20 protein-coding genes are annotated in these 25,949 nt (G+C 69.6%); 11 read left to right on the top strand and 9 right to left on the bottom strand.

What is annotated here, in order from left to right; all coding sequences use genetic code 11:
- Positions 1–34 precede the first annotated feature (34 nt).
- Positions 35–1,474, bottom strand: coding sequence for an MFS transporter (locus tag AQI94_RS33395; protein WP_051832681.1), 1,440 nt, complete (start codon positions 1,472–1,474; stop codon positions 35–37).
- A gap of 614 nt (positions 1,475–2,088) precedes the next feature.
- Here AQI94_RS33395 and AQI94_RS44825 point away from each other — a divergent pair.
- Positions 2,089–2,445 (top strand): DcrB/PsbP domain-containing protein, encoded by a 357-nt coding sequence (locus tag AQI94_RS44825; protein ID WP_158806375.1) that lies wholly within the window; start codon positions 2,089–2,091, stop codon positions 2,443–2,445.
- Positions 2,446–2,513: 68 nt separating this feature from the next.
- Here the strand turns inward: AQI94_RS44825 and AQI94_RS33380 are convergent, their stop codons facing one another.
- The 3 genes from AQI94_RS33380 to AQI94_RS33370 all read right to left on the bottom strand — a co-directional run bounded on the left by AQI94_RS33380 (position 2,514) and on the right by AQI94_RS33370 (position 5,096).
- Positions 2,514–3,674 (bottom strand): oxygenase MpaB family protein, encoded by a 1,161-nt coding sequence (locus AQI94_RS33380; RefSeq protein WP_031055566.1) that lies wholly within the window; start codon positions 3,672–3,674, stop codon positions 2,514–2,516.
- A 98-nt stretch (positions 3,675–3,772) separates the two neighbouring features.
- Positions 3,773–4,825, bottom strand: a complete 1,053-nt coding sequence (locus AQI94_RS33375; protein WP_031055563.1) for a polyprenyl synthetase family protein — start codon at positions 4,823–4,825, stop codon at positions 3,773–3,775.
- Positions 4,818–5,096, bottom strand: coding sequence for a hypothetical protein (locus AQI94_RS33370; RefSeq protein ID WP_031055561.1), 279 nt, complete (start codon positions 5,094–5,096; stop codon positions 4,818–4,820). The genes AQI94_RS33375 and AQI94_RS33370 overlap by 8 nt, the downstream gene beginning before the upstream one ends.
- 1,035 nt (positions 5,097–6,131) lie before the next feature.
- Between AQI94_RS33370 and AQI94_RS33365 the strand changes: the two genes are divergently transcribed.
- Positions 6,132–7,070, top strand: a complete 939-nt coding sequence (locus tag AQI94_RS33365; RefSeq protein WP_031055558.1) for a serine protein kinase RIO — start codon at positions 6,132–6,134, stop codon at positions 7,068–7,070.
- 107 nt (positions 7,071–7,177) lie between these two features.
- On the opposite strand, the gene AQI94_RS33360 is transcribed toward AQI94_RS33365, so the two are convergent.
- Together AQI94_RS33360 and AQI94_RS33355 are read right to left on the bottom strand one after the other, a co-directional pair.
- Complete coding sequence (locus tag AQI94_RS33360; RefSeq protein WP_158806373.1) at positions 7,178–7,576, bottom strand: hypothetical protein; 399 nt, start codon at positions 7,574–7,576, stop codon at positions 7,178–7,180.
- Positions 7,573–11,106: an ALF repeat-containing protein gene (locus AQI94_RS33355; RefSeq protein ID WP_225890356.1), complete on the bottom strand. Its 3,534-nt coding sequence runs from the start codon at positions 11,104–11,106 to the stop codon at positions 7,573–7,575. The genes AQI94_RS33360 and AQI94_RS33355 overlap by 4 nt, the downstream gene beginning before the upstream one ends.
- Before the next feature lie 696 nt (positions 11,107–11,802).
- Here AQI94_RS33355 and AQI94_RS33350 point away from each other — a divergent pair.
- Both AQI94_RS33350 and AQI94_RS33345 read left to right on the top strand, forming a co-directional pair.
- A complete protein-coding gene (locus AQI94_RS33350) occupies positions 11,803–12,279 on the top strand; it encodes a hypothetical protein (protein ID WP_225890355.1) in 477 nt (158 codons plus the stop codon).
- Between the two features lie 55 nt (positions 12,280–12,334).
- A complete protein-coding gene (locus AQI94_RS33345) occupies positions 12,335–14,548 on the top strand; it encodes a S1 family peptidase (RefSeq protein ID WP_031037920.1) in 2,214 nt (737 codons plus the stop codon).
- Between the two features lie 144 nt (positions 14,549–14,692).
- Here AQI94_RS33345 and AQI94_RS33340 read toward each other — a convergent pair whose 3' ends face one another.
- A complete protein-coding gene (locus AQI94_RS33340; RefSeq protein ID WP_051831909.1) occupies positions 14,693–15,094 on the bottom strand; it encodes an MmcQ/YjbR family DNA-binding protein in 402 nt (133 codons plus the stop codon).
- Positions 15,091–15,486, bottom strand: a complete 396-nt coding sequence (locus AQI94_RS33335; RefSeq protein ID WP_031037915.1) for an MmcQ/YjbR family DNA-binding protein — start codon at positions 15,484–15,486, stop codon at positions 15,091–15,093. The genes AQI94_RS33340 and AQI94_RS33335 overlap by 4 nt, the downstream gene beginning before the upstream one ends.
- A gap of 141 nt (positions 15,487–15,627) precedes the next feature.
- Between AQI94_RS33335 and AQI94_RS33330 the strand changes: the two genes are divergently transcribed.
- The 3 genes from AQI94_RS33330 (at position 15,628) to AQI94_RS33320 (ending at position 18,769) form a co-directional block, all read left to right on the top strand.
- Complete coding sequence (locus tag AQI94_RS33330; protein WP_031037913.1) at positions 15,628–16,566, top strand: helix-turn-helix domain-containing protein; 939 nt, start codon at positions 15,628–15,630, stop codon at positions 16,564–16,566.
- 472 nt (positions 16,567–17,038) lie between these two features.
- Positions 17,039–17,845 carry an SDR family oxidoreductase gene (locus AQI94_RS33325; protein ID WP_031037911.1) on the top strand — a complete coding sequence of 269 codons (807 nt, stop codon included), beginning with the start codon at positions 17,039–17,041 and terminating at the stop codon, positions 17,843–17,845.
- A 39-nt stretch (positions 17,846–17,884) separates the two neighbouring features.
- Positions 17,885–18,769, top strand: coding sequence for a helix-turn-helix transcriptional regulator (locus AQI94_RS33320; protein ID WP_199814284.1), 885 nt, complete (start codon positions 17,885–17,887; stop codon positions 18,767–18,769).
- 39 nt (positions 18,770–18,808) lie between these two features.
- On the opposite strand, the gene AQI94_RS33315 is transcribed toward AQI94_RS33320, so the two are convergent.
- Positions 18,809–19,843: a LacI family DNA-binding transcriptional regulator gene (locus AQI94_RS33315; RefSeq protein ID WP_031037909.1), complete on the bottom strand. Its 1,035-nt coding sequence runs from the start codon at positions 19,841–19,843 to the stop codon at positions 18,809–18,811.
- 533 nt (positions 19,844–20,376) lie between these two features.
- Between AQI94_RS33315 and AQI94_RS33310 the strand changes: the two genes are divergently transcribed.
- The 4 genes from AQI94_RS33310 (at position 20,377) to AQI94_RS33295 (ending at position 25,928) form a co-directional block, all read left to right on the top strand.
- The gene (locus AQI94_RS33310) at positions 20,377–21,684 is read left to right on the top strand and encodes an extracellular solute-binding protein (RefSeq protein ID WP_031037908.1); all 1,308 of its coding nucleotides are present in this window, start codon (positions 20,377–20,379) and stop codon (positions 21,682–21,684) included.
- The gene (locus tag AQI94_RS33305; protein WP_031037907.1) at positions 21,681–22,583 is read left to right on the top strand and encodes a carbohydrate ABC transporter permease; all 903 of its coding nucleotides are present in this window, start codon (positions 21,681–21,683) and stop codon (positions 22,581–22,583) included. Before AQI94_RS33310 ends, AQI94_RS33305 begins: the two co-directional genes overlap by 4 nt.
- 1 nt (position 22,584) lies before the next feature.
- Positions 22,585–23,484, top strand: coding sequence for a carbohydrate ABC transporter permease (locus tag AQI94_RS33300; RefSeq protein ID WP_031037906.1), 900 nt, complete (start codon positions 22,585–22,587; stop codon positions 23,482–23,484).
- A gap of 62 nt (positions 23,485–23,546) precedes the next feature.
- Positions 23,547–25,928, top strand: coding sequence for a beta-xylosidase/alpha-l-arabinosidase (locus AQI94_RS33295; RefSeq protein ID WP_031037905.1), 2,382 nt, complete (start codon positions 23,547–23,549; stop codon positions 25,926–25,928).
- Positions 25,929–25,949 lie beyond the last annotated feature (21 nt).

The raw sequence follows: 25,949 nt of genomic DNA, 5'->3' as shown, positions 1-25,949 counted from the left end.
GAACCGTCGGCGGTCAGCCGAGGCACACGACGTGTCACGGCCACTGCTGCGGCGCCCCTGGCGGCGTCGTCCCGGCCCCGGTGGCAGGGGCCCGGCCGGCACGCGGCAGCAGGGCTGCGGCGGTCAGCCCGCCCAGGCCGACGACCGCGAGCGCCGCCATGGCCGCCGCGTACGCGCCCTTACTGAGCCCCGACACCAGGATCGTTCCCGCGACGGCAGTGCCGAGTGAGGAGCCGAGGTTGGAGATGCTGCGCGACAGGCCGGAGATCTCGCCCTGCTGCGTCTCGGGGAAGCACGACTGGACCACGTTCACCGACGGCGTGAGCATCACCCCCAGCCCCAGGCCGATCAGCAGCAGGCCGGGGGCGAACGCCCAGGCACCGGGCTTCCAGGCGACCAGGGCCAGCAGCACCGCGATGCCGGCGGTCGTCACGACGAAGCCCGCCATGATGAGGGTGCGCTGCGCCCGGCGCCGGGCCAGCTTCTCGGCAGCCAGTGAGGAGGCGAGGATGCCGAGGGTCGCGGCGGTGAAGATGACACCGGTCTCGATCGCGTCGTAGCCGCGCACGACCTGCAGGTAGGCGGCAACCGTGAACGAGACGCCCATCAGCATCAGCCACTGCGTGTTCTGGGTGACCAGACCGAGGTTGGAGGTGCGGTTGCGGAACAGACCCGTCGACAGCAGCGCCTCTCGGCCGGCGCGCTCGCGGCCGCGCACCCAGAAGAAGAAGCCGACCAGCACCAGCGCACCGGCCAGCAGCAGGCCCAGCGCGAGCCACCCGTTGTTGTCGACGGCCAGGATGCCCGTCACCAGCAGCACCAGGCCCGCCGCCGACAGCACCGCCCCGACCGTGTCGAAGGACCGGGCGGGGTCGGGCGGCAGCGGATCGGTGATTCGGCGGCTGAGCACCACGATCAACACGATCACCAGCGCCTGGAACACGAACGCGGCCCGCCAGCTGATCGCGCTCGTGATCAGCCCGCCGATCAGCGGACCGGCGGCCGCACCGATCCCGCCCATCGCCATGATCGCGCCGAACGCCCGCGCCCGGGAGGCCATGTCGGTGAACAGCAGCGTGGTCAGGATGTAGACCGGCGGGATCAGCAACGCCGTACCCACACCCTCCAGGATCGAGTTGCCGAGGATCAGCACGCCCAGCCCTGGCGCGGCCGCGCTGAGCACCGCCCCGACCCCGTAGACCACGAGCCCCGCCAGCAGGCAGCGCTTGCGTCCCCACTTGTCGGTCAGCTTCCCGCCCGGGATCATCAACGCGGCCATCACCAGCAGAAAGATCGTGATCGCGACCTGCACACCCTGCACGGTGGTGTCCAGGTCCTCGCTGATGTCGTTGATCATCACGTTCATGTTCGAACCCGCGAAACTGCAGATGAACTGCGCCAACGCCAGTGGGGCGAGCACTCGACGTGCCCCGGCCGCACCTCCCTTGGCTCCCGCCGCTGCCGTCCCTGCCATGCGCCACCTGCCCGTCTGCCGGGTTTCCTGACCTGAGGAACTGCGGCCTGGTCTCCGCCGGCCCGGCGCTGACGGAACCCACAGCCGCCACGACCGTCGCACGGACGGCTGCCGCGGGGCCGAAGGCGCGCAGCAGTGGCCATCGCCACGATCATGGCCGCAGGCTCCATCGCCGGCGCGGTGCTGGCCTCCCGCTTCTGGGGCTTTTCCTGGAACTGGTGCTGGTTCCGCTGCCGACCGTGGTCCTACTCGTCTCCGCGGTCAAGCGCGCCCGTCACAACTGTCGTGGTACACGGCACCGGTTGCACACCTTCCGACAGCCGGAACCACCAGCATCGGCGAGCCGGGCCGCGGTGCCCCGCACGGCGTTCGGGCTGGTGACTGCGCAGACCGTTTTGACGGTGGTCCCGCAGGTCTTGCGGTCGGCGCGCGGGCGCTTGATCTGGACGGGCTGACGGGCTCGGGGGAAGAGGCGGCTCTTCACGGTGGCGGCTTTGATCCGGCGGACCCCGGTACGGCCGTGGCCGCTGCCTCCTCAGCGCTCACCAGCGCAGCACCTGCCCGTATCTGACACTATGTGATCTCGTCTTCAACATCACTTGGGGGCAAGGGCCATGCGGACCACGGCAGCGCTCATATCCACGGCAGCCCTACTGATGACACTTGCCGCCTGTTCGGACGGATCTGAGGGCTCCGACAGCCCGGCGGACAGTGCTACGGCTTCCTCCCCGACGTCCACGGCCGCCACCGCGCCCCCGGCCGACGCCGAGGCCATCCGCGCCTGTATGACGGGCGTCACCTCGCTCTACGCCGGGGAGACGGCCCCGCCGAAGACCCGGCCGCCCGGCTGCGAGTCGCTGTCGGTCACCGAATACGGCTACGCCTACGAGAGCGCCGTGGCGGCGATCGCCAAAGCGGGGGAAGACTTTTACGACGAGAACGACGGACTTCCCTCCGACTGGCCTTCGTAAGCGATTCCTGGCTCTTCGCCGACGCAGATCACCGACCGTTCGGTACCCGCCGCGCGTCATGCTGACGGTCAGATGATGCTGGGAGCGGGCGGAGTCCATCGGTGTGAGCGGGGCACGGTGTCGGTGATGCCGTATTCGCTCCTGAGCTGTTCGGGGATGGCGTAGTGCATGACGCGTCCGCGGGTGAGGGAGGACAGCTCAAGGATGGTGGTGAGGTGGCCGAGGCGGTCCAGTGCCCAGGCGCCCAGCGGTGAGCGGTCCTCGATGGTCTCAAGGACGCCCAGCAGGTGGGGGACAGCCTTGACGGCGGTGTCCCAGGCGGTGCGGGGGAGCTGAAGCCAGTCGGCACAGGTGTCGCCGATCAGATGGCGGATCAGCGCGGAGACGAGCGGGTCGAAGAACGTGCCGGGCACGACTTCCTCGTACAGGTGAACCAGCTGTTGCGTCAGGTGCGCGCCCTCCTGGGAGGGCCCCATGTGCCGGATCATGTACAGGTCCAGGAAGTGGCGGGCCTCCTCCAAGGTCCTGGGGACGGCGTCTTGGTCGACGCCGAGCATCGCTCCCACCACCCGCCATGCGTAGTAGTAGGCCTCTGCGCCCTCGGTGGACATGTGGATGCCGAGGCGGTGCAGCGAGTCCAGTACGAGGAGCGAGAAGAACATCTGGCCGCCGATCATGTCCTCCTGGCAGATCGGTACGCCCAGTGTGGTGGCGTCCCAGCGGTTCTCGCGCTTGAGGTGGTGACGGATGGAGGCGTGCAGGAGGCGGACCTTCTGTGCGGCCGGGATGAAGCGGCTGCCGGCCTCGAACGCGTCGGGCTGCATCAGGTAGACGGTGAACTGGCCGGTCTCCGCCATCCGCTTGGAGGGGTACTTCAGCCCATGGGTGGTCGACAGCAGCCGGGCCACGTGCGGGACGAGGTAGCAGGCCGGCATGGAGGCGAACGACAGCGCGGTGGAGATGTGCACGTTGTTGTCGATGAAGAACAAACGGGCCTTCTCCATCTCCTCCCAGTCCACCCAGCCAGGCGGGGCGTTGGTGGCCTGGAGGTATTCACGGGCGACGGCGGGCAGTCCGTCGGGCAGGGGAGCTCCGGCGGTGGACACGTACCGCATGAGTGTGTTGAACGCGCCGACCTCACCACGCTCGAACAGCGCGGCGACGGTGGCGTCGGCGAGTTCGTCACCGGCGAGGCGCAGGGCGTCCATGGACGCGTCGGTGTGGGGCATCACAGGGCTCCTTGAGCGGGCGGGGCGAGTGGAGTGCTGTTCGTGGGTATGAGGCGGTGTGGCCGGTCCCCTGTGCGAGGCGCGCCCCACCGCGGCCGTCAGTGGTGGCGGGCTGTCGCCGACCGGGCCAGCGCGGTCAGAGCCGCGGTGGCGTCCGCGGGGATGTCCAGCTCGTGCAGGCAGACCGTGGCCTCCTGGACCCGAGCGGTGATCATGTCCTCGACGCGGTCCGGCGCTTTCAGCCGGAGCATCACCGCGCGCACGGCTTCCAAGCCGTTGTGGGCCAGGTCGCGTCGGCCCAGCAGGGCGCGCAGCTGTTCGCGCTCTCCCTCACCGGCGATGCGCCATGTTTCCGCCAGCAGAGCGGTGGGTCGGTGGGCGCGAACATCGTCGAGGTTGGCCTTGCCGGTGCGCTCCGGATCCCCGAACAGACCCAGCAGGTCGTCCCTGAGCTGAAACGCCTCGCCGAGCGGCAGGCCGTACGCCGAGTACCCCTCACGCAGCCGCTCGTCGGCGCCGGCCAGAGCTCCGCCGATCAGCAGGGGCTGCTCGACGGTGTACTTGGCGGTCTTGTACCGGATCACCTTCAGCGACGCGGTGATGTCGGGAGTGGTTCCGGAGTGCAGGATCTCCAGGCACTCGCCGGCGATCAACTCGCGGGCGAGAGCCGCCCATAGCGGACGGGCCCGGCCGAGGAAGGCGGCGGGCAGGCCGCTGGTGGCGAACAGCTGCCCGGCCAACGACATCAGTAGGTCCCCCACCAGCATCGCCAATGACCGGGCCGCGTGTGCCGCCCGTGGGCGGCGTCGTAGCGTTGTTCGCAGGGCCACGTGTGCGGTGGGGCGGCCGTGCCGCATCGCGCTGTCGTCGATGAGGTCGTCATGCACCATTGCGGCCGCGTGGACCAACTCCATGGAGGCCGCCGCCCGCACCAGCGCGTCACTGTTGGGTTGCCCGGCCGCGCGCCATCCCCAGTAGCAGAAAGCAGCTCGCAGCCGCTTTCCGTCCGTGACCGCCTGTTCCACCTGCCGGGCAATCGGGGCCAGGGCGGGATCGATCACCGCGAGCTGGTCGGTTTCGTGGGCGACGAAATGTTGCAGCACCTCGTCGACCTGTGCCCTGAACGCGGCCGGATCCCAGTGTTCAGACACCTTCGTCGACCTGTCGGGCCATGGTGCGCCGCGCGAGAATCTCCAGGTGCGCCGGTGGTACGGCAGCGTGCCGGTCGAGTGCCAGGCGCCCGCGCGTGAGGAGTTCCCGTTCGGCCTCGGCCGCCAGCGCGGCCTTGTCGGAACGACGCAGCAGCCCGCGCATCGTCCCGAGAGCCGAGCCCAAAGTGCTCACTGTCAGATCGGCCAGTCCCGCCACCAGCAGCACCGCTTGCTGTTCCAGGCCTTCGGGGCGTTCCGACTGCTGTGTCACACTTTCTCCCCACCCGTAGAGCGCACGCCTCAAGGCGCCTTGCTTGCGCCGGCCCTGCCCAGCCTCGCGTCCCAGCACGTGGCAAGTGGGGGGAACTCACCAATGAGCGATCACACCGGATGGATGTGCGATCAGGGGCCGAAGCGTCAGTGCGCCGAGGGCTCTTCCGGGGGCGCCTGTTCTGGAGGGGCGGGCTGGGGCGGCGGGAACAATCGGGACTCCAGAGCCGGCAGTCCGAAGAGCATGAGAAGCAGCATCACGGGGAGAAGCAGAGCGATCACGAGCATGACGCCTCCCCGCATCAGTGATCACAACCGTTGCTCAGGGGCAACCTGGTCAACCCCACCGTGCGGCCGAATGGGGTATGACGCACCTCGGGGCAGAGTTCGTGTGGGCCGATCGGATGACATTCGGTCCTGAGACGGGCAATCGTCCGACCTGGGCTCCCGCCAGGTCGGCTGGGCGTGGTACGACGACGTGCCGTCATCGGCACCTCTCTCGACGGGTAGGTCCCCGACAAGCTCGTCAACGGGCGTCTTGCCCTCGTGGGAGATGCCGCGCATGTGGGTGTGCGTGGATCGGCTGTGGCGTAGGCCCTCACCGGGTACGAAAGGGAACGGCTCGGCAAGGTCCGCGGCATGGTCCAGTCGGGACGGCAGTCCCATGGTTCGTCTGCTCGGTGGGCCGAAGAGGCGCCCCGGTCACGAGCGTCGTCGGGCGGCGGGACAGCACTGCTTGACCCTGCAGATGTCGACCACGGCGGCCCGCGTCCGGGCATCGGGGAATCGGGGCATGGGGCGTCCTACGAAGAGCAGCAGTTCGAGCCGGTGCAGAGAAGCACGCCGGAATCCGGCAGACCGTCAGCTCGACGCGGGCCGGCGTTATTCGGTTGCCGCGCCCCGGGTCCGACCATCACCATGGGCGAGCCACCGGGAGCCGCCCGGTGCTCCACGAGAGGAGGCTCGACCGTGACCAGGACTGTCTTCGGCCTGCCCACAGACCGCCCCTCTCTCGCCTCATGGAGCACCTCCAGCGATGTCTCACGACGATCTCTCGCAGCACTCTCAACACCTGGCATTTCCTGAACTTCTCAGCGCCGACGTCAACCGCTCCGTCCCGCCGTCGGGCGACCTGGACGGCATCGACGACCGGTTCGTCTTCGACTTCCATGCCTACGACGACCTTGAGGACGGCCAGCGCTGGTCGACCTGGGGCAGCGTCGAACCCCTCTGCCGGGGCCCCGAGCCGCTCCCGGACTGGGTGGTGACCTCGCAGGGCGCGATCGACACCGAACTCGGCATCCTCAAGACCGGCAAGGAGGCCGACGTCCACCTCGTCGAGCGCGCCGACCCGCTCGACCCCTCCGGCGGCGTGGTCATGGCGGCCAAGCGGTACCGCTCTCCCGAACACCGGTCCTTCCACCGTGCCGCCACCTACACCGAGGGCCGTTCGATGAAGCGCTCACGCGACGAGCGCGCCGTGAACCGGAAGAGCACCTTCGGCCGGCAGGTCGCGGCCGGCGAATGGGCGGTGTCCGAGTGGGGTGCGCTGGTGCGCCTCTGGAATCTCGGGCTGCCCGTTCCTTACCCGGTCCAGATCGACGGCACCGAGATCCTGATGGAGTGGATCACTGTCGCCGACGAGGACGGTGTCGTCGCGACCGCGCCCCGGCTCGCCCAGGTTCGACCCTCACGCGAGCTGCTGTCGGCGTACTTCGAGCAGCTGACCGATGCGCTCGCGACGATGGTGCAGAGCGGGGTCGTACACGGCGACCTCTCGGCGTACAACATCCTGGCGGCGGGGGAGCGGCTGGTCATCATCGACCTACCACAGATCGTCGATCTGGTCGGCAACCTCAACGGGATGAACTTCCTCCAGCGGGACTGCGCCAACATCTGCGCCTGGTTCCGCTCGCGAGGCCTTGAGGCCGATGAGGACGCGCTGTTCGCGGACCTGATGGCGCACGCTTTCTGAAAAGACCGGGCCATACCCATTTCTGACGGCAAGCGCCATGACCTCGCGGTCCAGTGCGCACAGGGCCGCGCCCGATCTGCGTGATCGGGCGCGGCCCCTTCCTGCGCTCAGCTGTTCAGGCTCGGGAACAGGTCCCTGTCCTCCCATTCCGGGGAGAACGCTTCCAGCATCCTCTCGTAATGGCGGATGAGCCGGTGGTCCACGCGGGTGAGGCTGTCGAGATGACGCCGTTCGACCTCCTCGCGCAGCCAGGTCCACCGGAACCGGTGAGCGAAGTACTGCACGGCCTCGGCGGCTCCGGACAGTTCCCGGGAGTCGACGGCGTGGAGCAGCGCCCGTTTCACCTCGTCGGACTCCGGATCCGGCGCCGCCGCCACCAGGTCGGCCAGTTCCGCCAGGACCGGATCGGCGGCGAGGGTCGACTTTCGCTCGTCGAGGATGTCGGACACCTGACGGAACCCGTCGACGAGCAGATCGTCCAACCGCTCCGGTTCAGGCACTGTCACCACCGTTCCTTGTAGCTCTTGTCACTGACGTCGAACCCGGCGTCACGGAATGCCTGCTCGGCGGCGGCCCGTGCCTCCGCGCCCTTCGGCTGGTAGTGACCGGACCGGTTGTCGATGGACTTGATTCTGCCCTGGTACAGCTTCAGCTCGCCGGCGGCGACGACCTGCTGGCCCTGCGCGAGGTCGATGTGGCCGTAGATGCTGCCGAGCCGGGTGACCCGCAGCTCACCGCCCGGGAGCACCACGTAGACGAATCGTCCGGTCGCCTCGTGCAGGTCGTCCAGTTTCTCGAGCGGCACCTTCTCCAACGGGATGATCTTGTCATCCGGTTCGAGGTTGTCCCACACCTTGCACTTGTCGGACGACGTGGACAGCGACATCGTCGACATGCCGCTCAGGCTCTTCACACAGGGCGCCTTCAAGCCTCGCAGCTTGAGGTGCAGGGCCGACATCGCGAGTCCCTCGAAGCACGAGACGTCCGGCTTGGTCAGGCACTTCTCGATCTCGTCCGCGCCGACGTACCAGGCGATGAGGCGATCCAGGTAGGTGCTGGTGATACAGCCCATGCCGCCGGCTCCGTCGGAACCGCAGACGAGGAGCGTCTCACCCGGTTTGATGTCACCCCAGTTGGCGTGCCGGTACGTGACCAGCCGCTTCTCCAGTTCCTCGCGCAGCTCCTGGTCCGTGATCGGCTTGCTGGCCTCCTGCAGCTCCTGCTCGATCTGCTCCTTCAGCTCGGTGACGAGCTTTTCCGCCGCGATGGTCAGCGCGTCGCCGTAGGCCTTGGCCGCCGCGAGGGCGTCCTTCCCGGCCGCGATCTCCGACAGTTTCGCCTGGTAGGCGGACTGGTCCGCCTGCGCGGCGTAGCCACGGGCGACCCCGGCGGAGTGCTGCGCGGCCTGCGCGGAGCGGGCGGCCGACTGGGCCGCCTGCCGCGCGGACGCGGCCGCGTTCCTGGCCGTCCTGGCCGACTCGGCCGCCTCCGCGGCGGATTCCTCGGCCTGGTCGGCGGACTTTTCGGCCTGCTCGGAGTACGCGTTCGCGCGCTTGGCCGACTCGTTGGCCTCGGTGGCCCACTCGGTGGCCTTCTCGGCGTCCTTGCGGGCCTGCGCGGCGACCTTCTGCGCGTCGGCGGCGTCCTTCTGCGCGAGCGCCGCCGACTTGTAGGCGGCCTGCAGCAGGATGTTGACCTCGGCCATGTGGGCGGCGGCGTTGGCGTCCCGCTGGCGCGCCTTGTGCAGACCGGATTCCAGGAAGGGACGCAGCCCGGTCGGCGGACCCGACAGGACCGCCTGCCCGGCGGCCTTGACCTCCGGCCCTCCGGTGGCGACGGCCTCACTGACGGCGACGCGGTCGTCGTCCTCCCGCGCCTTGTACTGCCCGGTGTCGAGGAACTCGGCCAGGTCGGCGGCGGTCCCGTCGAGGGCCTTGCTCGCGGCGGCCTTCACTCCGGGGCCGCCCTCGGCGGCGATCTTGGCGACGGCGACCCGGTCGTCGTCCGCCTTGCCCGGGTAGGCGCGTGTGGCCAGCCAGTCGCGGACCTGGTCGATCGGCTTGTCCATCACCTCCAGTGCGGCCTGCTGCTGCGCCGGAATCTTCGTGGTGGCGGCGATGTGACCGACACTGGCCCGGTCGTCCTGTTCCATGGCCACGGCGAGTGTGGTGTCCGTGAACTCCGCCACGTCCTCGTCGGTGCCCTGCAGGGCCATCCCGGCAGCCTGCTTCACCCAGGTCCCGGCGCCCGGCAGCATGTTGACCGCGGCCTGGCGCCCCTTGGCGGCCTTGACCGCGGGATCGGTAGCCGCCGCGGCCTCCGCCAGCAACTGGCGTGTCTGCGCCTGGAGTTCCTGCTGCTGTCCGATCTCGTGCTGGGCAGCCGCCACCCGGGTGTCGTAGGCCAGGCTCGCCTCCTCGGCCGACAGGACCTCCTCCTCCTGCTGCTGGGCGAGTCGCTCGGCGTCGGCCTTGCGGGCCAGCTCGATGACGGTCGAGGCCTGGTCGGCGGCCGTCGTGGCCTGGTTGGCAGCCTGAGTCGCCGCGTTCGCGGCCTCAGTGGCCGCCGCTGCGGCGTCCACGGCCTCACCCGCCGCGTCGGCCGCGGCATCGGCCGCCACGGCGGCGGCCCTGGCGTGCGTCGCCGCGGCCTTGGCCGCGTCCCGCGACTGACGGGCCGCGGTGGCGGCCTGCCGGGCGTTGGACTGCGCCGAGGCGGCCGCGCGCGTGGCCTGGTCGGCAAGCCGCTTCGCCTTGGCCGCCGCGGCGGCGGCCTGCTCACCCTTGGCACCGGCCTCGCCCGCCCAGCGGCCCGCGTCGGCAGCGGCGGCGGCCGCGGCGGCCGCGTTGACCCCCGCGCTGGCCGCGGCCGAGGCCGCCGTCGCCGCGTTGTCGGCGGCGATTCCGGCCTGGTCGGCCGCGTCCGCCGCCTTGTCCGCGCCGGCGGCGGCATCACGGGCCTTCTGCGCCGCGATACGGGCCTGTTCGGCCCGGCCGGCGTCACTGGCCGTCGCCGCCGCGGCGGACCTGGCCGCGGACGCCGCGCCACCCGCCCGGCTGGCGGCGTAGGCCGCCTGCGCGGCCGCGGTCGCAGCCACACGTGCGGTCGCGTTCGCCGCCGCTGCCGCGGACACCGCCGTACGGGCCGCCTGAGCCGCCCGATCGGCCGCTGCCGCGGCCCGGGACGCGGCGGCCGCGGCCCGTCCGGCCGAGTCCTTGGCCTCCTGGGCCTCCGCCGCGGCGACCTGCGCCGCCGCCTTGGCCTCCTGTGTAGCCTTCGCCGCCTTGGCCGCCTCGTCCTTGGCGGTCTCGGTCAGTTCCTTGGCCCGCTTCTGCGCCGTGTCGGCGAGTTCCGCCAGCTGCGCGACCGTGATCGTCTCCTGGTCACGCGCGGCCGCGACGGCCCATCCGTCGTCCAGGAACTCCTGGACGTCCTCATCGGTGCCGTCCAGGGCCTGTCCGGCGAGCAGCTTCACGTTCGGGCCGCCGGTGTAGAGCAGCTTCCCGACCCGGACCCGGTTGTCATCGGCCCGCGCCGTGTACTGGCCCTTCTCGATGAACGCGCTCACGTCGTCGGCCGTGCCGCTGAGCGCCGCGTTGCCGGCCTTCTTCACGCCCGGACCGCCGAAGGCCATGATCTGGCCGACCTGGACCCGTTGGTCCTCCTCGTAGGCGGCGGTGAAGCCGTTGTCCAGGAAGGCGTGCAGCTCCTCCTCGCCGCCGCTCAGGGCGGTGTCGGCCGCGCCCTGGACCGCCGGGCCGCCGGAGGCCAGGAAGGTGGCCGCCTGCACCCGGAGGTCTTCCACCTCCAGCCTCGGCATGTCCACGTTCATGAACGTCTGGATGTCCGTGTCCGAGCCCGCGAGCGCCACCGCGGCGGCCGCGCGTACGCCCGGGCCGCCGTACTGCCACGCCTCCAGCACATCGGACCGGTAGTAGACCCAGGTCTCGTCTTCGGCGGACGCCGGGCCTGGATTGATGCCCAGGACCATTACCAGGGCTATCAGCATCACCACGAAGCCGCGCCTCCCCGGCACGGCTCGCAATCTGACACTCAACGTGTCGCTCCCTTGCTCGTTTCCGATGGCTGTAGTCGCCAACTGGATCGGCATCTCGTATTCGAGACAGGCACGAGCGCAGGAAATGACACGAGTGACAGATTTCCGTAAGCCACCCAGGCATCCCCCGTGCCGGCCGTCGAACGCTCCCGACGCCGTCAACAATGCTTAACCGAACCTTACAGTTTTCACACCAGTTCCACGGTCGTCCCGTGGCAATTTCTCAGGCAGTCCTGATAAAGGAACCGAACCGTTCCTGACCTGCCCACACGATGGTTTTTCGTCCGATCACGACCGAATCGGACCACCAAAGCGTCGCCTTTGCTCATCACTTCGGACAAACGCCTCATTCCGTTCGTTACCTTTTCTTTATATCGAGCGATGCAACCTTTCTTCGCTGTGAGGCAGCTCATATCCGCCTGTCAAAATTAGTCCGGTTTGTGAGATTTCACGAAGTGGACATGGCGAGGAGGTCGATGTTGCATAGCCCTCACAAGCAGTTTTCCGGCAGGTGTTCTGGGGGCTATTTCATCGCCGGGGTGGGGGGCTGCACCTGTATTCCTTGTGCCTTCACACCCGTGCGCGAATTGCGTTCTCAAGCGTTCCCTGCCCGGAATTAATAATGTGATGAAGGGACGTTTTCCCATGCCGTCGAGGCCATACCGCAAAAGACTCATGGGCACAGCCGTGTGCGCCCTGGCCGCCGGGGCCCTGGCCTGGACCGCCATGACAGGGAGCGGTGCCTCCACCGGGACGGTGTCGGTGGCCGGCGAGGCCCCCGGTTACGCCGTCGAGGACTTCGACTACCCGCAGGCCGACAAGATCCTTGCCGAGAAGAACGTCCTGCTGAAGCGCGGTGACGGCCACATCACGCTCGCGGACTGCGTGAGCGGGACCGGACAGCTGGAGGTCCAGGCGCGCGACAAGAGCAAGGTCTGCTTCGACGTCAAGGGCAACTCCGGCTGGCTGACCCTGGAGTTGCCGTCGGTCTACCTGATCCGCGGCAACGACTACACCACCGAGGCGGACATGACGGTCGGCACCGAGGAGCAGTCCTACGACATCGCCAAGAACGCCTGGACCCCGGTGGGTGAGAGCGCGGACGAACAGGCCCGGGAGTGGACGCTGCTGGAGCTGCGTGCTTCCAAGTAGCGCCCCGCCGCACCCTGTCCTCCGATCCACCATCACCCACCAGGAAAACGACTTCATGACATACGCCAGACCCATGCGCCTCACCGCGCTGGCCGCCACCCTGACCCTCGGCTCCGCCGTGCTCGCGGCAGGCCCCGCCGCCGCCGTCACCGGCCCCGCAGTCAGCGCCGCCGACACCACCTACGCCTACACCGCCCAGATCACCGTCGGCGACCACGACCGTGGCTGCTCCGGCGTCCTCGTCGACCGCGAATGGCTGCTGACCGCGGCCAGTTGCTTCGCCGCCGACCCGGCCACCAGCCTCACCGTGCCCGCGGGCAAGCCCGCCACCGAGACCACCGCGGTCATCGGCCGCTCGGACCTCACGGGCACTGCGGGCGCCGCCCGCCAAATCGTCCAGCTGGTCCCGCGCACCGACCGCGACGCCGTCCTGGCCCGCCTCAACCGCCCGGTCACCAACGTCAGCCCGATCGCCCTGTCCACCGCCGCGCCCACCGCCGGCGAGACCCTCACCCTCGCCGGCTACGGCCGTACCGCCACCGAGTGGTCACCCCTCAGCCTGCACACCGGCGGCTTCTCGGTGAACTCCGCCGCCGCCACGACTGCCTCGGTCACCGGCGCCGGCGGCACGGCCGCGTGCATGGGCGACACCGGAGGGCCCCTGGTCCGCGGGACGGGCGGCACCGCCCAACTGGCCGCCCTCGCCAGCCAGTCGTACCAGGGCGGGTGCTACGGCATCGAGAGCACCGAGACCCGTACCGACGGCGTCGTCACACGGGTGGACGACCTCGCCTCCTGGGTGAGCGCCACCACCGGCGCGGTGCGCGTCACCGACTTCAACTGCGACGGCGTCGAGGACATCGCGATCTCCGACCCGCGGGCGACCGTCGGCGGCGTCGCCGCGGCCGGACTGGTGCGGATCGTCTACGGCGGCGGCAAGGGCACCGCCGAACTCAACCAGGACCTCGACTGGATTCCCGGCGCCGCCGAGGCCAGCGACTGGTTCGGCGAGTCCTTGGACACCGTCGACTGGAACGAGGACGGCTGCACCGACCTCGTGGTGGGCACCCCGGCCGAGGACCTCGGTTCCGTGGCCGACGCGGGCATGCTCGACGTCCTGTACGGCGCCGCCGGTGGCCTCGGCTCCGGCTCGGCCAAGAACGCCCACTTCGAGGAGGCCTCCGGCACCGGCTCCCTGGCCACCTCCGTCATCCAGGCCGGCGACCGCTTCGGCGACTCCATCGCCGCGGGCGTCACCGCCGCCGGTGAGCCCTTCGTGGTCAGCGGAGCGCCGGGCGAGAGCGTGAACAGCCTGGCGAAGGCCGGCGCGGCCTTCTACGTTCGCCCCTCCACCAACATCGTCTTCCACCAGGACAGCACCGACGTGCCGGGCGCGGCGGAGGCGAACGACGGCTTCGGCGGCTCGGTCGCGGCCGACGCCAACTTCTTCGCGGTCGGCGCCCCCGGCGAGACCATCGGTGACGACGCGAACGCCGGGAACCTGGCCGTCTTCAGCCACTCCCTGACCTCCGCGGGCCTGCCCACCCCGAAGTTCGGACTCGACCAGGACCTCGACACCGTCTCCGGCGGCGCCGAGGCGGGCGACCAGTTCGGCTATGCCCTGGCCCTCGCCCCGTACCGCCCCTCCGGCGCCGCGGCCGCCACCGACTCGATCCTCGCGGTCGGCGCGCCTGGTGAGGACCTCGACATCGACGGCGTCGCCAAGGCCGACGCGGGTACCGCACTGACCTTCCGCATCACCGCCACGGGCACCGTCACCCAGCTTCACAGCATCTCCCAGGGCACCGCCGACGACGACGTGACCGGCACCGCGGAGGCCGGCGACCGCATGGGCGCGGCCCTGACCGCGATCAACACGGCGCCGCGCGCTCTGAGCACCACGGCGACGATGAAACTCGCCGTGGGCGTCCCCAACGAGGCCATAGACACGGCCGACAACGCGGGCGCGGTGCACACCTTCTCGCTCCTCGGCACCCCCGGTGCGAACGACCGCTGGCTGGAGGCGGGCGACGGCGACGGCATTCCGACGGCCCCCGGCGCCAACCAGCAGCTCGGCACCAGCATCCACTACACGGGCACCAAGCTGTACGTCGGCCTGCCCCTGGGCCCGTCCACCTACGGCACCCTGTACGCCCTGCCCCTGTCCAACGTCACCGCCGGCGGCACGGTCGCACCGGTGACCACGTACCAGCCCGGCACGGGCGGCCTCCCGGCAGTGGGCGACCGCTTCGGTTACGCGGCGCGGTAACCACCGAGGCGTTCTACGCGGCAACGGAGGGCCCTCGACTCAGGTCGGGGGCCCTCTGCCGTACAGCCGTCATGGGGTGTTCCCCTGCGGGTACTTCAGGGTGTGACCGGCACGCCGTGCGGGCCGTGCGGAGACCGTATGAGCTCAAGTGCGGTGGAGGGCGGGCGCGGCCGGGCCAGGGGCTCGCGGCGGGCGCTCGCTCTGTGGCGGACCGTCGAGAACCAGATCGTAGGAATGTTCGACCACATCGTTGATCAGTTGCTTGGTGATGCCCTGCCCCGGCCCCAGCGAGATCCAGTGCCTCCTGTGGAGGTAGCGGCCCGGGGTGATCGAGGCGTAGCCGCGCTCCAGTGCTCGCGCGTGCTCGGGTTCGCACTTGACCGTGATGATCTGTTCGTCCGGGTCGTCGGTGACGATCAGGAACACCTTGCCCGCGACCTTGTACACATCGAGTTTCGGGGTGAAGGGGTGTCCGTGACTGATGTCGGGGAGGGCCAGGGCCGCCTGGCGGGCGGTCTCCTGGAGCCGGTCACCGGCCAGGCTCACCGGCCCGTCCGCCTGCCGGTGCCGTAGGTGTGCGGGTCGACGGGCCGCTCGGCCCTGGGCAGGTGGGCGACGACGAGCCGGTAGGAGTCGGTGACGAGTTCCCTGACGAGTTCCTCGTCGACGCCTTCTCCGCCCTCCAGGGTGATCCAGTGCTTCTTGTTCATGTGGTAGCCGGGTGTGATGTGGCTGTACTGCTCCCGCAGGGCATGCGCCTCGTCGGGGTCCGCCTTGAGGATCACGACGGGCCGCCCCGGGACCTCGGTCATCAGCATGAACACCTTGCCACGCACCTTGTAGACCTCCCAGTCGGGGCCGAAGGGGTGCTCCAACCGGGCTCCGGGGAGTTCCTCCGCGCAGTCGGCGGCGGTCGTGTGCAGGGCCGATCCGTTCATGGGGCGTTGCCTTCCTCAGGTGGTGACGGACTGTGGCATCGAAGGACGCGGAGGGCGCGCGGTCATGCGGGGCGCGCGGTCGCGGCGATACGTCTCATCCTTCCGTCGAAGCCGACGAGTAGGGCTGTAGGCTGCGGACACATGATGGTCGACAGGCGACACCCCGACCCGAGTGGAACCCCGTCCGGACCGGCCGCGGTCCCGCTCTACGGTTTCCAGCCCCCGGTCGGCACTCCCTACGGCCTTGAGGTGAGTACCGTCGAGGACTTCTTCGCCCAGCACGACGACTGGCCGTGGAATCCGCCCCGTCCGGGCCGTGCCACCTTCCACTACCTCATCGCGGTCACCGAGGGTGAGCTGCGGCACGACGTCGACCACGTCACGCGGACCGTCGCCCCCGGCCAGTGGCTGTGGGTGCGTCCCGGGCACGCGCAGTGCTGGCATCCGCCCGGCGCGGCCCGCGGCACGTTCATCCTCTTCGAACCGGACGTGCTGCGGCCCGACCTCGCCCGTCTCCTGGCCCCGCTCACCGCGCACGAGGCCCCTGCCGTGCTCAGCCCGCACCCCGAGGACACCGCCTGGCTCCAGCAGACGGCACTCCAACTCCTCGACGAACACCGCGCACTGGGACGCCGTCCCCTCGCCATCCACCACGCCCTGCGGCGCAGCCTGCTCGAATCGCTCCTGCTGCGCCTGGCCAACTCCCCGGGCATCGCCCCCACCGGCACGGCCACCGTCGGCACCGGCCGCGCCGACCGGTACCGGCGCTTCCTGGACGCCCTGGAGCTGCACTTCCGCGAACTGCACCAAGCCGCGGACTATGCCGAGCTGCTCGGCTGCTCGGTCCGGACCCTCAGCCGCGCAGCCCGGGACGCCACCGGCAAGGGAGTACGCGAACTCATCGACGAGCGGCGCCTCCTGGAAGCCCGGCGCCTGCTGGGAGGTGCCCGGTGGGACGCTCGGACGGTGGCCGGCCACCTCGGCTTCACCGATCCCGCGAACTTCGGCCGCTTCTTCCGCGACCGCACCGGTCTCACCCCGGCCGCCTACGCGCCCCGCGACACCACGACCGACCCGTGAGCAGAGGGCGGCGGTAGCCCGCGGCCCTTGACCGTGAGGGACTGCCGATCGATGCGGAGGTCCGCTCGGGCTGGAGTCAGACCCAGTCGGGGATGTGCTCCTCGGCGTAGCGGGCGCCGAATCCGTCGGGCGGGTGCACCGCGACCGCGACGGGCGGGGGAGTGCTCGCCCGGCGGGCGAACGCTGCGCCGGGCCGTCGCCGAATGCCTCAGCCCCCGCACGTGACCGCTCTTCGGCTACCGGCGCCTCGGCGACGGGCCGGCCTCAGCTGAGGGAGTCAGCGCACCAGGCAGGGGGACACTCACAGTGAGGGGGGCTCTCACAGTACCTGGATCACCAGGGTCTCCCGGACGTCCCGAACGCCTGTCAGCCTGGTCGCGTCGGAAGCACCGACAACACCCCATGGAAACGCACTGCGGCTTCGCCCTGACCAGCTCGGCGCGTCACTCCATGGCAGAAGGGACGAAGCTCAATGGCGGACGGCCAATACACCGCTCACACAGGACTCTTCGATCTGAGTGGGAAGTACGCCCTTGTCACCGGTGGCACCAGGGGTATCGGGATGATGATCGCGCGCGGCCTTCTCCAGGCGGGCGCTCGCGTCGTCGTCAGCTCACGCAAGGCGGACGCGTGCGCGGAGGCGCAGCGTCTACTGTCCGAATTCGGCGACGTCCGGGCAATTCCGGCCGACCTGTCCCGGCGCGACGAGTGTCAGCGCCTCGCTGATCTCGTCGAGGTCGACTGGGAACGCCTGGACATCCTTGTCAACAACGCGGGAGCGATGTGGCGCGAGCCGCTGGCGACCTTCCCGGACGAGGCCTGGGACACGGTGATCGACCTCAACCTCAAGTCGCCGTTCTGGCTGGTGCAGGCGCTACTCCCCGCACTTCGCAGGGCGGGCACCGCCGACGACCCCGCGCGGATCATCAACATCGGCAGTATCGCCGCCATTCACGTCGCCCAGGCGCCCAACTACTCGTACGCCAGCAGCAAGGCGGCACTCCATCAACTCACCAGAGTGCTCGCCAGGGAACTGGGCCCCCAGCACGTCACGGTGAACGCGGTGGCACCGGGAGTGTTTCCGTCGCAGATGATGGCCTCCACGCTCGATGCCATCGGCGACACGATCGCGGCGGCTGCCCCTCTGCGCCGGCTCGGCCGCGACGACGACATGGCGGGTGTCGCCGTGTTTCTCGCCGGCCGCGCCGGGTCCTACCTCACGGGCGCCATCATCCCGGTGGACGGCGGCGTCGCGACCACGGCGACGGGTACGCCGTAGGCTGCGGGACGCGCAGATGGGGAGGGGACGATGACCACGATGGATCCACGGACCGAGATCCGGGAGTTTCTCAGCTCGCGTCGTGCCCGCATCGCACCCGAGCAGGCGGGCCTGCCCGCTTACGGCGGCAACCGTCGGGTCAAAGGCCTGCGCCGCGAGGAAGTGGCGCTCCTTGCGGGGGTATCGGTCGACTACTACGTGCGCATGGAGCGCGGCAGCCTCGCCGGTGCCTCCGATGGCGTGCTCGACGCGCTGGCCTCCGCCTTGCAACTCGACGAGGCCGAGCGCGACCACTTGTTCCACCTCGCCCGCCAGTCCAGGGCGCCCAGCCGTCCACGCCGGCGCAGGCCCGCCGTGACGGTGCGCTCGACGCTGCAGCAGGTGCTCGACGCGATCTCCGATGCGCCGGCCTGGATCGGCAACGGCCGTTATGACGTGCTCGCCATGAACCAACTCGCTCGCGCGCTGTATTCACCGGTGCTGGCCGAGCCGCGACGGCCCGCGAACACAGCACGGTTCGTCTATCTCAACGCCGAGGCGGCCAGGGATTTCTTTGTCGACCACGACCGAATTGCCGGTGACGTGGCAGCGAAGCTACGCATGGAAGCGGGCCGCAATCCGCACGACGAGGGGCTGATCGCCCTGGTCGGCGAACTGTCGACGCGCAGTGAGCTGTTTCGGCAGCGGTGGGCGACGCAGGACGTGCGGCTGCACCGATCCGGCCGCAAGCGCGTGCGCCATCCGGTCGTGGGCCGGCTCGACTTGGACGTCGAGACCCTGGAACTGCCCGCTGAACCCGGCCTGCGTCTCAACGTGTACACCGCAGCTGCGGGCACACCGACCGCTGACAATCTGGCGCTCCTGGCGTCGTGGGCGGCCACCCAACAGACGCCGACGACCGAACCCGGAGCACACAACGGGTAGTTCACCCCGCTCAGGAACGCCTCCTGGGGCAGCCCTCTTCTACGGTCGCTCACGCGCCGACGTCGGTTCCCGGGGCGGCGCCGTTGAGGCCCGGACCACCAGTTCGGTGGCGAGTTCGATGTGGTGCGACTCGGTCTTCTCGCCGTTGGCCAGTTGAAGGGCGATCCGCAGGGCGGCGGCACCCATCTCCCGCAGGGGCTGTCGCACGGTGGTCAGCGGCGGCGAAGCCATCTGGGCGAGGCTCGTGTCGTCGAAGCCGACCACGCTCAGGTCTTCGGGGACGCGCAGGCCCCGGGCGCGGGCGGACTCGATGGCACCGAGGGCGATCTCGTCGTTGCCCGCGAAGATCGCGGTCGGTGGCTCCGGCAGCTCCAGCAGTGCGGTGGCGCCATGCAACCCGGTCTCGTACGTGAACTCCCCGGGCCGGACGTAGGCGCCGGGCACCTGTGCTCCGTGTGCCTCCATGGCGGCGCGGTAGCCGTGCATGCGTGCCTGGTTGCACACGGCCATCGCCGGACCGCCGAGATAGGCGACACGGCGGTGCCCCAGCGAGAGGAGGTGCTGCGTCGCGGCCAGGCCCCCGGCGAAGTTGGTCGCCCCGACGCTGTTGACCCGGCTGTCCGGGAGGTGCAGTGGGTCCAGCACGACCAGCGGCAGCCCGGCGCGGGCCAGTTCGTCGAGGTGCGCCGTGCTGTACACGCTGGTGATCGCGATGACGGCACGGCGTCCGGCTGAGACCAGGTCGCGGGCCCAGTGCGGGGCGTGGGACGACTTGCTCAGCACCACTGAGGCGCCCAGTTCGGCGGCGGAGTCGACGATGCCTTCCAGGGTCTCTGCCACGTACGACTTCAGGCCGCCCCTGAACTGCACTTCGATGGTGGCGCTTTCCATGACCTCGGTGTGGCGGAACACCGGTGCCAGGTAGTGGTGCTGGTGCAGTAGTTCCTGCACCCGGGCGCGGGTCTGCGGTGCCACGTCCACGCGACCGTTGACCACTTTGGACACGGTCGCGACGGAGACCCCGGCCGCTTGTGCGATGTCCGCCAAAGTGGTGCGCCTGGTGTTCGGTCGCATCGCTTCCTCTCTGCTGTATGTCCATCGGTGCGGTGAGACGCCGGTGGAACCGGTCAACCGTACGGCAACGGACGCCCGGTTCCGGCGGCGCGGGGGCGGAGCGGCACCACCGGCGGGCCGTCCGGTCCTGTCGGGGCAACCACTGTCGTGATTCCTGCCGACGGCATGCACCAACACCTTCGTCAGAGGCCTCAGTTGTCGGCACGGTCCGTCTCGGGCGGTACCGGCCGCCGCCGGCGCGACATGACCTGCACCAACAGGGTGCCAGCCGTTGCCGCCTTATGGCCTTTCGTCTGTGGCTAAAGCTCTTCGAAATAGTTTCGGTCTTCATCTCCGAGTACCACAAGAGCCATCTTCGCCTGAAATCAGGCCTTTCGGTGCTGCTCCTCGACCGGTCTGCACACGTCTTGACAGGGCATCAGATCGAAACCTAACTTGCCAGAGTAGAGCTCGAAGGACGCTGTTACGAAAACCTTTCACCATGACTCACGACGACTCACGAGAAGCCGACGGCTCTCGAGTGCGGAGAAAACATGGCGCTCTCCCGACGTACCCTCCTCGGCCTGGCCGCCGGCGTGCCGGTCTCCGCGGCACTGGCGGCCTGCGGCTCATCCGGTCCAGGCAAGAGCGGAGGAGCCACGTACTGGTACCTGAACGGCCAGCCACAGGAAGGCGTCAGGGCAAGCGCGGTGGCAGCCTTCAACAAGGCCCACCCCAAGGAGCAGATCAAGGACACCACCTACCAGAACGACGCGTACAAGACGAAGATCAAGACGGCCATCGGAGCCGGACGGGCACCCACGATCATCTGGGGCTGGGGCGGCGGGACGTTGCGCACTTACGTGGAAGCGGGCCAGGTCGAGGACCTCACGCCGTGGTTCGAGGAGCACTCCGAGATCAAGAAGGGGCTCTTCCCGTCCTCGTTCGGCGCGGCGACCGTCGACGGCAAGATCTACGCGATGCCGTGCGAGGCAGTGCAGCCGATCATCCTCTACTACAACAGGAAGGTGTTCGAGCAGGTCGGGGTGAAACCGCCGCAGTCCTGGGACGACATCATGGCGCTGGTACCCAGATTCAACGCGAAGGGGATAGCGCCTTTCGCCCTCGGCGGTCAGTCCCGGTGGACGAACATGATGTGGCTGGAGTTCCTCTTCGATCGCATCGGCGGTTCCGAGGTGTTCCAGGCCATCGCCGAGGGCGAGAAGAACGCCTGGTCCGACCCGGCCGCCATCACCGCGCTGACCAAGGTCCAGGAACTGGTCAAAGCCCGGGGGTTCGTCAAGGGCTTCTCCTCGATCACCGCGGACTCCAACGCCGACCAGGCGCTGCTGTACACCGGCCGGGCCGCGATGATGCTGCACGGGGCCTGGTCCTACGGCATCCAGCAGGCCGACGGCGGGGACTTCGTCTCCAGCGGCGGACTGGGCTACATGACCTTCCCGCCCGTCGAGGGCGGCAAGGGTGATCCGAGTGACACGGTCGGCAACCCCGCGCAGTACCTGTCCATCTCCTCGAAGGCCGGCGCCGAGCAGAAGAAGACCGCGAAGGACTTCTTCGCCAAGGGGGTCCTGCAGGACGCCGAGGTGCAGAAGTGGATCGACAACGGCTCGGTCCCGATCCGGCTGGGCACGGAGAAGCTGCTGGCCGCCTCGAAGAGCGCCGACTTCCTGAAGTTCACCTATGACATCGCCAGCAAGGCGAAGGTGTTCGCCCAGTCCTGGGACCAGGCGCTCAGCCCGACCGCCGCCGAGACGCTCCTGGACAACATCGTGAAGTTGTTCCAACTGTCCATCTCACCACAGCAGTTCGCCGGCAACCTCAACGCGGTCACCGCCAAATGAGCGCACTCACCGGCCATCCGCGGCCTCGCGATGCGCGCGGCGTCCTGCCGTGGCTGGCCGCTCCGGCGCTGGTGCTCTTCGTCGGCTTCGCCGTGATTCCGCTCTTCGGTGTCTTCGCGCTGAGCTTCACCACATGGGACGGGATCGGCGCCATCCGCCCCTCCGGGCTGACGAGTTGGCGCAAGGTGCTCACCAACCCCGGGCTGCCGCACGCCCTCTGGGTGACGTTCCTGGTGATGGCCGTGTCCTGGGCCGTCCAGACGCCGCTGAGCATTCTGCTCGGCACCTTCCTGGCCGGCCGCCAGTGCTACCGGGCGGTGCTGGGCGTGGTGTACTTCATCCCGCTGATGCTCAGCTCCGCGGCGATCGCGATCGCCTACAAGGCCCTGCTGGACCCCAACTTCGGGCTCGGCGCCGGACTGAAGATCCACGCGCTCAGCCAGGACTGGCTGGGGCGGCCAGGGCTGGCGTTCGGGGTCGTCGTCTTCGTCGTCTCCTGGCAGTTCATCCCGTTCCACTCACTGATCTACCAGGGCGGGGTCCAGCAGATCCCGAAATCCCTCTACGAAGCCGCGCAGTTGGACGGAGCAGGACGGATCCGGCAGTTCTTCAGCATCACGCTGCCCCAGCTGAAATACACCATCATCACCTCGTCCACGCTGATGGTGGTCGGGTCGCTGACCTTCTTCGACCTCATCTTCGTCCTGACCGAGGGCGGCCCGGGCGACGCCACCCGCGTCCTCGCACTGGACATGTACAAGCGGGGATTCCAGGCCAGCCTGATGGGTCCGGCCAGCGCCATCGCGGTCATCCTGGTCCTGCTGGGACTGAGCCTCGCCCTGCTGCTGCGCCGGCTCGGCGGACGGGACGCCGGTGCGAGCCAACTCGAGGGGGTCTGACATGACCACCACGCTCACCAAGCCGCGACGACGACCTCAGAAGGCCACCCAGCACGAGCGGCAACGCCACCCCCGTCGGGCGGGCGGCCGGCGCAACTGGGGCGGAGGCCTGGCCGGGTTGCTGTGGCTCGCCGTCGTCACCGTACCCCTGTACTGGGCCCTCATCACCAGCCTGAAGGCCCGGAGCGGCTACTACGCGAGCAACCCGCTGGTGCCGTCGAGCGACCCCACCCTGGACAACTACCGGATGGTCATCGAGTCCGACTTCGTCCGCTACTTCGTGAACAGCGTCGTCGTCACCGCCGGTGCCGTGGTGCCCGCGGTCGTGTTCTCCTTCATGGCCGCCTACGCGATCGTGCGCGGGTGGCGCATGCGGGTCCTGCGCGCGATCAACGGACTGTTCCTGATGGGCCTGGCCATCCCGCTGCAGGCGACGGTCATCCCGGTCTACCTCATCATCATCAAACTGCACCTGTACGACAGTCTGCTGGCGCTGATCCTTCCGTCGATCGCCTTCGCCATCCCGCTGTCGGTGCTGGTGCTCACCAACTTCATCCGCGACGTGCCCAAAGAGCTGTTCGACTCGATGCGGGTCGACGGCGCCGGCGAATGGACGACCCTGTGGCGGCTGGCGGCGCCGCTCACCCGGCCGGCCATCATCACCGTTGCCATCTTCAACGCGCTGACCATCTGGAACGGATTCCTGCTGCCGCTGATCCTCACGCAGAGCCCTGAGCGCCGGACACTGCCGCTCGCACTGTGGACGTTCCAGGGCCAGTACGGAGTCAATGTCCCGGCCGTTCTCGCTGCCGTCGTCCTCACCACACTGCCCGTCCTGGTCCTGTACGCCTTCGGCCGCCGCCAGCTGCTGAGCGGCCTGACCGCGGGATTCAGCCGTTGACAGACGCCGCCACCTGTTCGCTCGTCACGCCCTGGCCCTGGGCTGACGGGTGTGGGAGGAATGTGAACGCCACCGTGCCAGCAGAAGACACCTCCGCCGTCCCCGTCTGGAACGACCCCGCCCTCTCCCTGCCCGCGCGAGTCGACGCCCTGATCGACGCGATGACCCTTCAGGAGAAGACCGCCCAGCTGTACGGGGTGTGGGTCGGCGCCTCCGACCAAGGCGGTGAAGTGGCCCCCCACCAGCACGACATGGAGGAAGCCGTCGATCTCGACGCACTCCTGCCGACCGGTCTCGGGCAACTGACCCGGCCCTTCGGCACCGTCCCCGTCGACCCCGCCCTGGGCGCGCTGTCCCTGGCCCGCACCCAGATCCGTATCGCCGCCACGAACCGGTTCGGCATCCCCGCCCTCGCACATGACGAGTGCCTTGCGGGCTTCGCCGCCTGGGGCGCGACGGCCTACCCCGTTCCGCTGTCCTGGGGCGCCACCTTCGATCCGGACACGGTACGGCGCATGGCCGCAGCCATCGGCCGAGACATGCGCGCCGTCGGCGTGCACCAGGGACTCGCGCCCGTCCTGGACGTCGTGCGCGACGCCCGCTGGGGCCGGGTCGAGGAAACCATCGGCGAGGACCCCTACCTGGTCGGCACCATCGGGACGGCATATGTGCAGGGCCTCGAATCCGCAGGGATCATCGCCACCCTCAAGCACCTCGTCGGCTACTCGGCCTCCCGTGCCGGCCGCAACCTCGCCCCCTCCTCCCTGGGCCCGCGAGAGCGCGCCGACGTACTGCTGCCGCCCTTCGAGATGGCGATCCGCGAGGGCGGCGCCCGCTCGGTGATGAACGCCTACACCGACACCGACGGCATGCCCTCCGCCGCCGACGAGGAACTGCTCACCGGGCTGCTGCGCGACACCTGGGGCTTCGAGGGCACCGTCGTCGCCGACTACTTCGCCATCGCCTTCCTGAAGACCCTGCACGGAGTCGCAGCCGACTGGGCCCACGCCGCCGGCACAGCGCTCCACGCGGGCATCGACGTCGAACTGCCCAACGTCAAGACATACGGCGCACCGCTGGCCGAGGCCGTCACCGACGGGCGCATCCCGGAGACGCTGGTCGACCGTGCCCTGCGCCGGGTCCTCACCCAGAAGGCGATGCTCGGACTGCTCGACAAGGACTGGAATCCCGTACCGGCAGCCCTTGACGGGGCCGACCTCGACGACCCGGCCGCCCTGCGCGGCCGGATCGACCTCGACGGACCGGAGAACCGCTCGCTGGCCCGGACGCTCGCCGAGGAAGCGGTCGTAGTGCTGAGCAACGACGGCACCCTGCCGCTGGCAAGGCCACGCCGCATCGCCCTGCTCGGTCCCAACGCCGACGAACCCACCGCCGTACTGGGCTGCTACTCCTTCCCCCAGCACATCGGCGTCCGCAACCCCGGGACACCGCTGGGCCTCCAGCTGCCCACGCTGCGCGACACGCTCGCCGCCGAGTTCCCCGACGCCGAGATCACGTTCACCCGCGGCACCGGAATCGACGACGGGGACCTTTCCGGCATCGGCCAGGCCGCCCGGGCGGCACGCGAGGCCGACGTAGCCGTGCTCGTGCTCGGCGACCGCGCCGGGCTCTTCGGGCGGGGCACCAGCGGCGAGGGATGCGACGCCGAGACGCTGGCGCTCCCCGGTGCGCAGCAGAACCTGCTCGACGCCCTGCTCGACCAGGAGACACCGGTGATCACCGTGCTGCTCGCGGGACGACCGTACGCCCTCGGCCGAGCCGTGGAGGAGTCCGCTGCGATCGTGCAGTCCTTCTTTCCCGGGGAGGAGGGCACACACGCGATCGCTGGGGTCCTCAGCGGTCGTACCAACCCATCAGGGCGTCTGCCCGTCAGTGTCCCGCGCGGACCGGGCTCCCAACCGGCCACCTACCTCGGGGCACGCCTCGCGCACGCCAGCGAGGTGTCCACCATCGACCCGACCCCCGCGTTCGCCTTCGGCCACGGCCTTTCCTATACGTGTTTCGTCTGGGCGGAGTTGGCCGTGGACGCCGCGGAAGCCCCGACCGACGGCCAGTTCACCCTCTCCTTCACCGTCCGCAACGCCGGCGAACGACCCGGAACCGAAGTCGTCCAGCTCTATCTCCATGACCCGGTCGCCTCCGTCGTCCAGCCGGCACAGCGCCTCGTCGGCTACACCCGGGTGGAGCTGGAGCCGGGCGAGGCCCGCCGCATGCGGGTCACGGTGCCGGCCGACCTCGCCTCCTTCACCGGACGAGACGGACGGCGCACGGTCGAACCAGGCGCGCTGGAACTGCGGTTGGCGGCCTCCAGCGCGGACCCGCGCCTGACGGCCACCGTCATGCTGACCGGACCCGAGCGCCTCGTGGATCACATGCGGCGCTTTCACGCCTCGTTCCACCAGGAGCCGGTCGCCCGAGCCTGAATCGGTTGTGCCTCCCCGTGG

Source organism: Streptomyces pseudovenezuelae, from assembly GCF_001513955.1.
GTDB classification, from domain to species: domain Bacteria; phylum Actinomycetota; class Actinomycetes; order Streptomycetales; family Streptomycetaceae; genus Streptomyces; species Streptomyces pseudovenezuelae.
Note: the sequence above shows the minus strand (reverse complement) of the source record. Positions and strands in the feature narration are given on the sequence as shown.

Coding starts and splice junctions, on each gene's coding strand:
- AQI94_RS33310 (WP_031037908.1), top strand. CDS start 20,377: ATGGCGCTCTCCCGACGTACCCTCCTCGGCCTGGCCGCCGGCGTGCCG.
- AQI94_RS33325 (WP_031037911.1), top strand. CDS start 17,039: ATGGCGGACGGCCAATACACCGCTCACACAGGACTCTTCGATCTGAGT.
- AQI94_RS33380 (WP_031055566.1), bottom strand. CDS start 3,674: ATGCCCCACACCGACGCGTCCATGGACGCCCTGCGCCTCGCCGGTGAC.
- AQI94_RS44825 (WP_158806375.1), top strand. CDS start 2,089: ATGCGGACCACGGCAGCGCTCATATCCACGGCAGCCCTACTGATGACA.
- AQI94_RS33315 (WP_031037909.1), bottom strand. CDS start 19,843: ATGCGACCGAACACCAGGCGCACCACTTTGGCGGACATCGCACAAGCG.
- AQI94_RS33345 (WP_031037920.1), top strand. CDS start 12,335: ATGACATACGCCAGACCCATGCGCCTCACCGCGCTGGCCGCCACCCTG.
- AQI94_RS33320 (WP_199814284.1), top strand. CDS start 17,885: ATGGATCCACGGACCGAGATCCGGGAGTTTCTCAGCTCGCGTCGTGCC.
- AQI94_RS33330 (WP_031037913.1), top strand. CDS start 15,628: ATGATGGTCGACAGGCGACACCCCGACCCGAGTGGAACCCCGTCCGGA.
- AQI94_RS33350 (WP_225890355.1), top strand. CDS start 11,803: ATGGGCACAGCCGTGTGCGCCCTGGCCGCCGGGGCCCTGGCCTGGACC.
- AQI94_RS33335 (WP_031037915.1), bottom strand. CDS start 15,486: ATGAACGGATCGGCCCTGCACACGACCGCCGCCGACTGCGCGGAGGAA.
- AQI94_RS33395 (WP_051832681.1), bottom strand. CDS start 1,474: ATGGCAGGGACGGCAGCGGCGGGAGCCAAGGGAGGTGCGGCCGGGGCA.
- AQI94_RS33365 (WP_031055558.1), top strand. CDS start 6,132: ATGTCTCACGACGATCTCTCGCAGCACTCTCAACACCTGGCATTTCCT.
- AQI94_RS33300 (WP_031037906.1), top strand. CDS start 22,585: ATGACCACCACGCTCACCAAGCCGCGACGACGACCTCAGAAGGCCACC.
- AQI94_RS33305 (WP_031037907.1), top strand. CDS start 21,681: ATGAGCGCACTCACCGGCCATCCGCGGCCTCGCGATGCGCGCGGCGTC.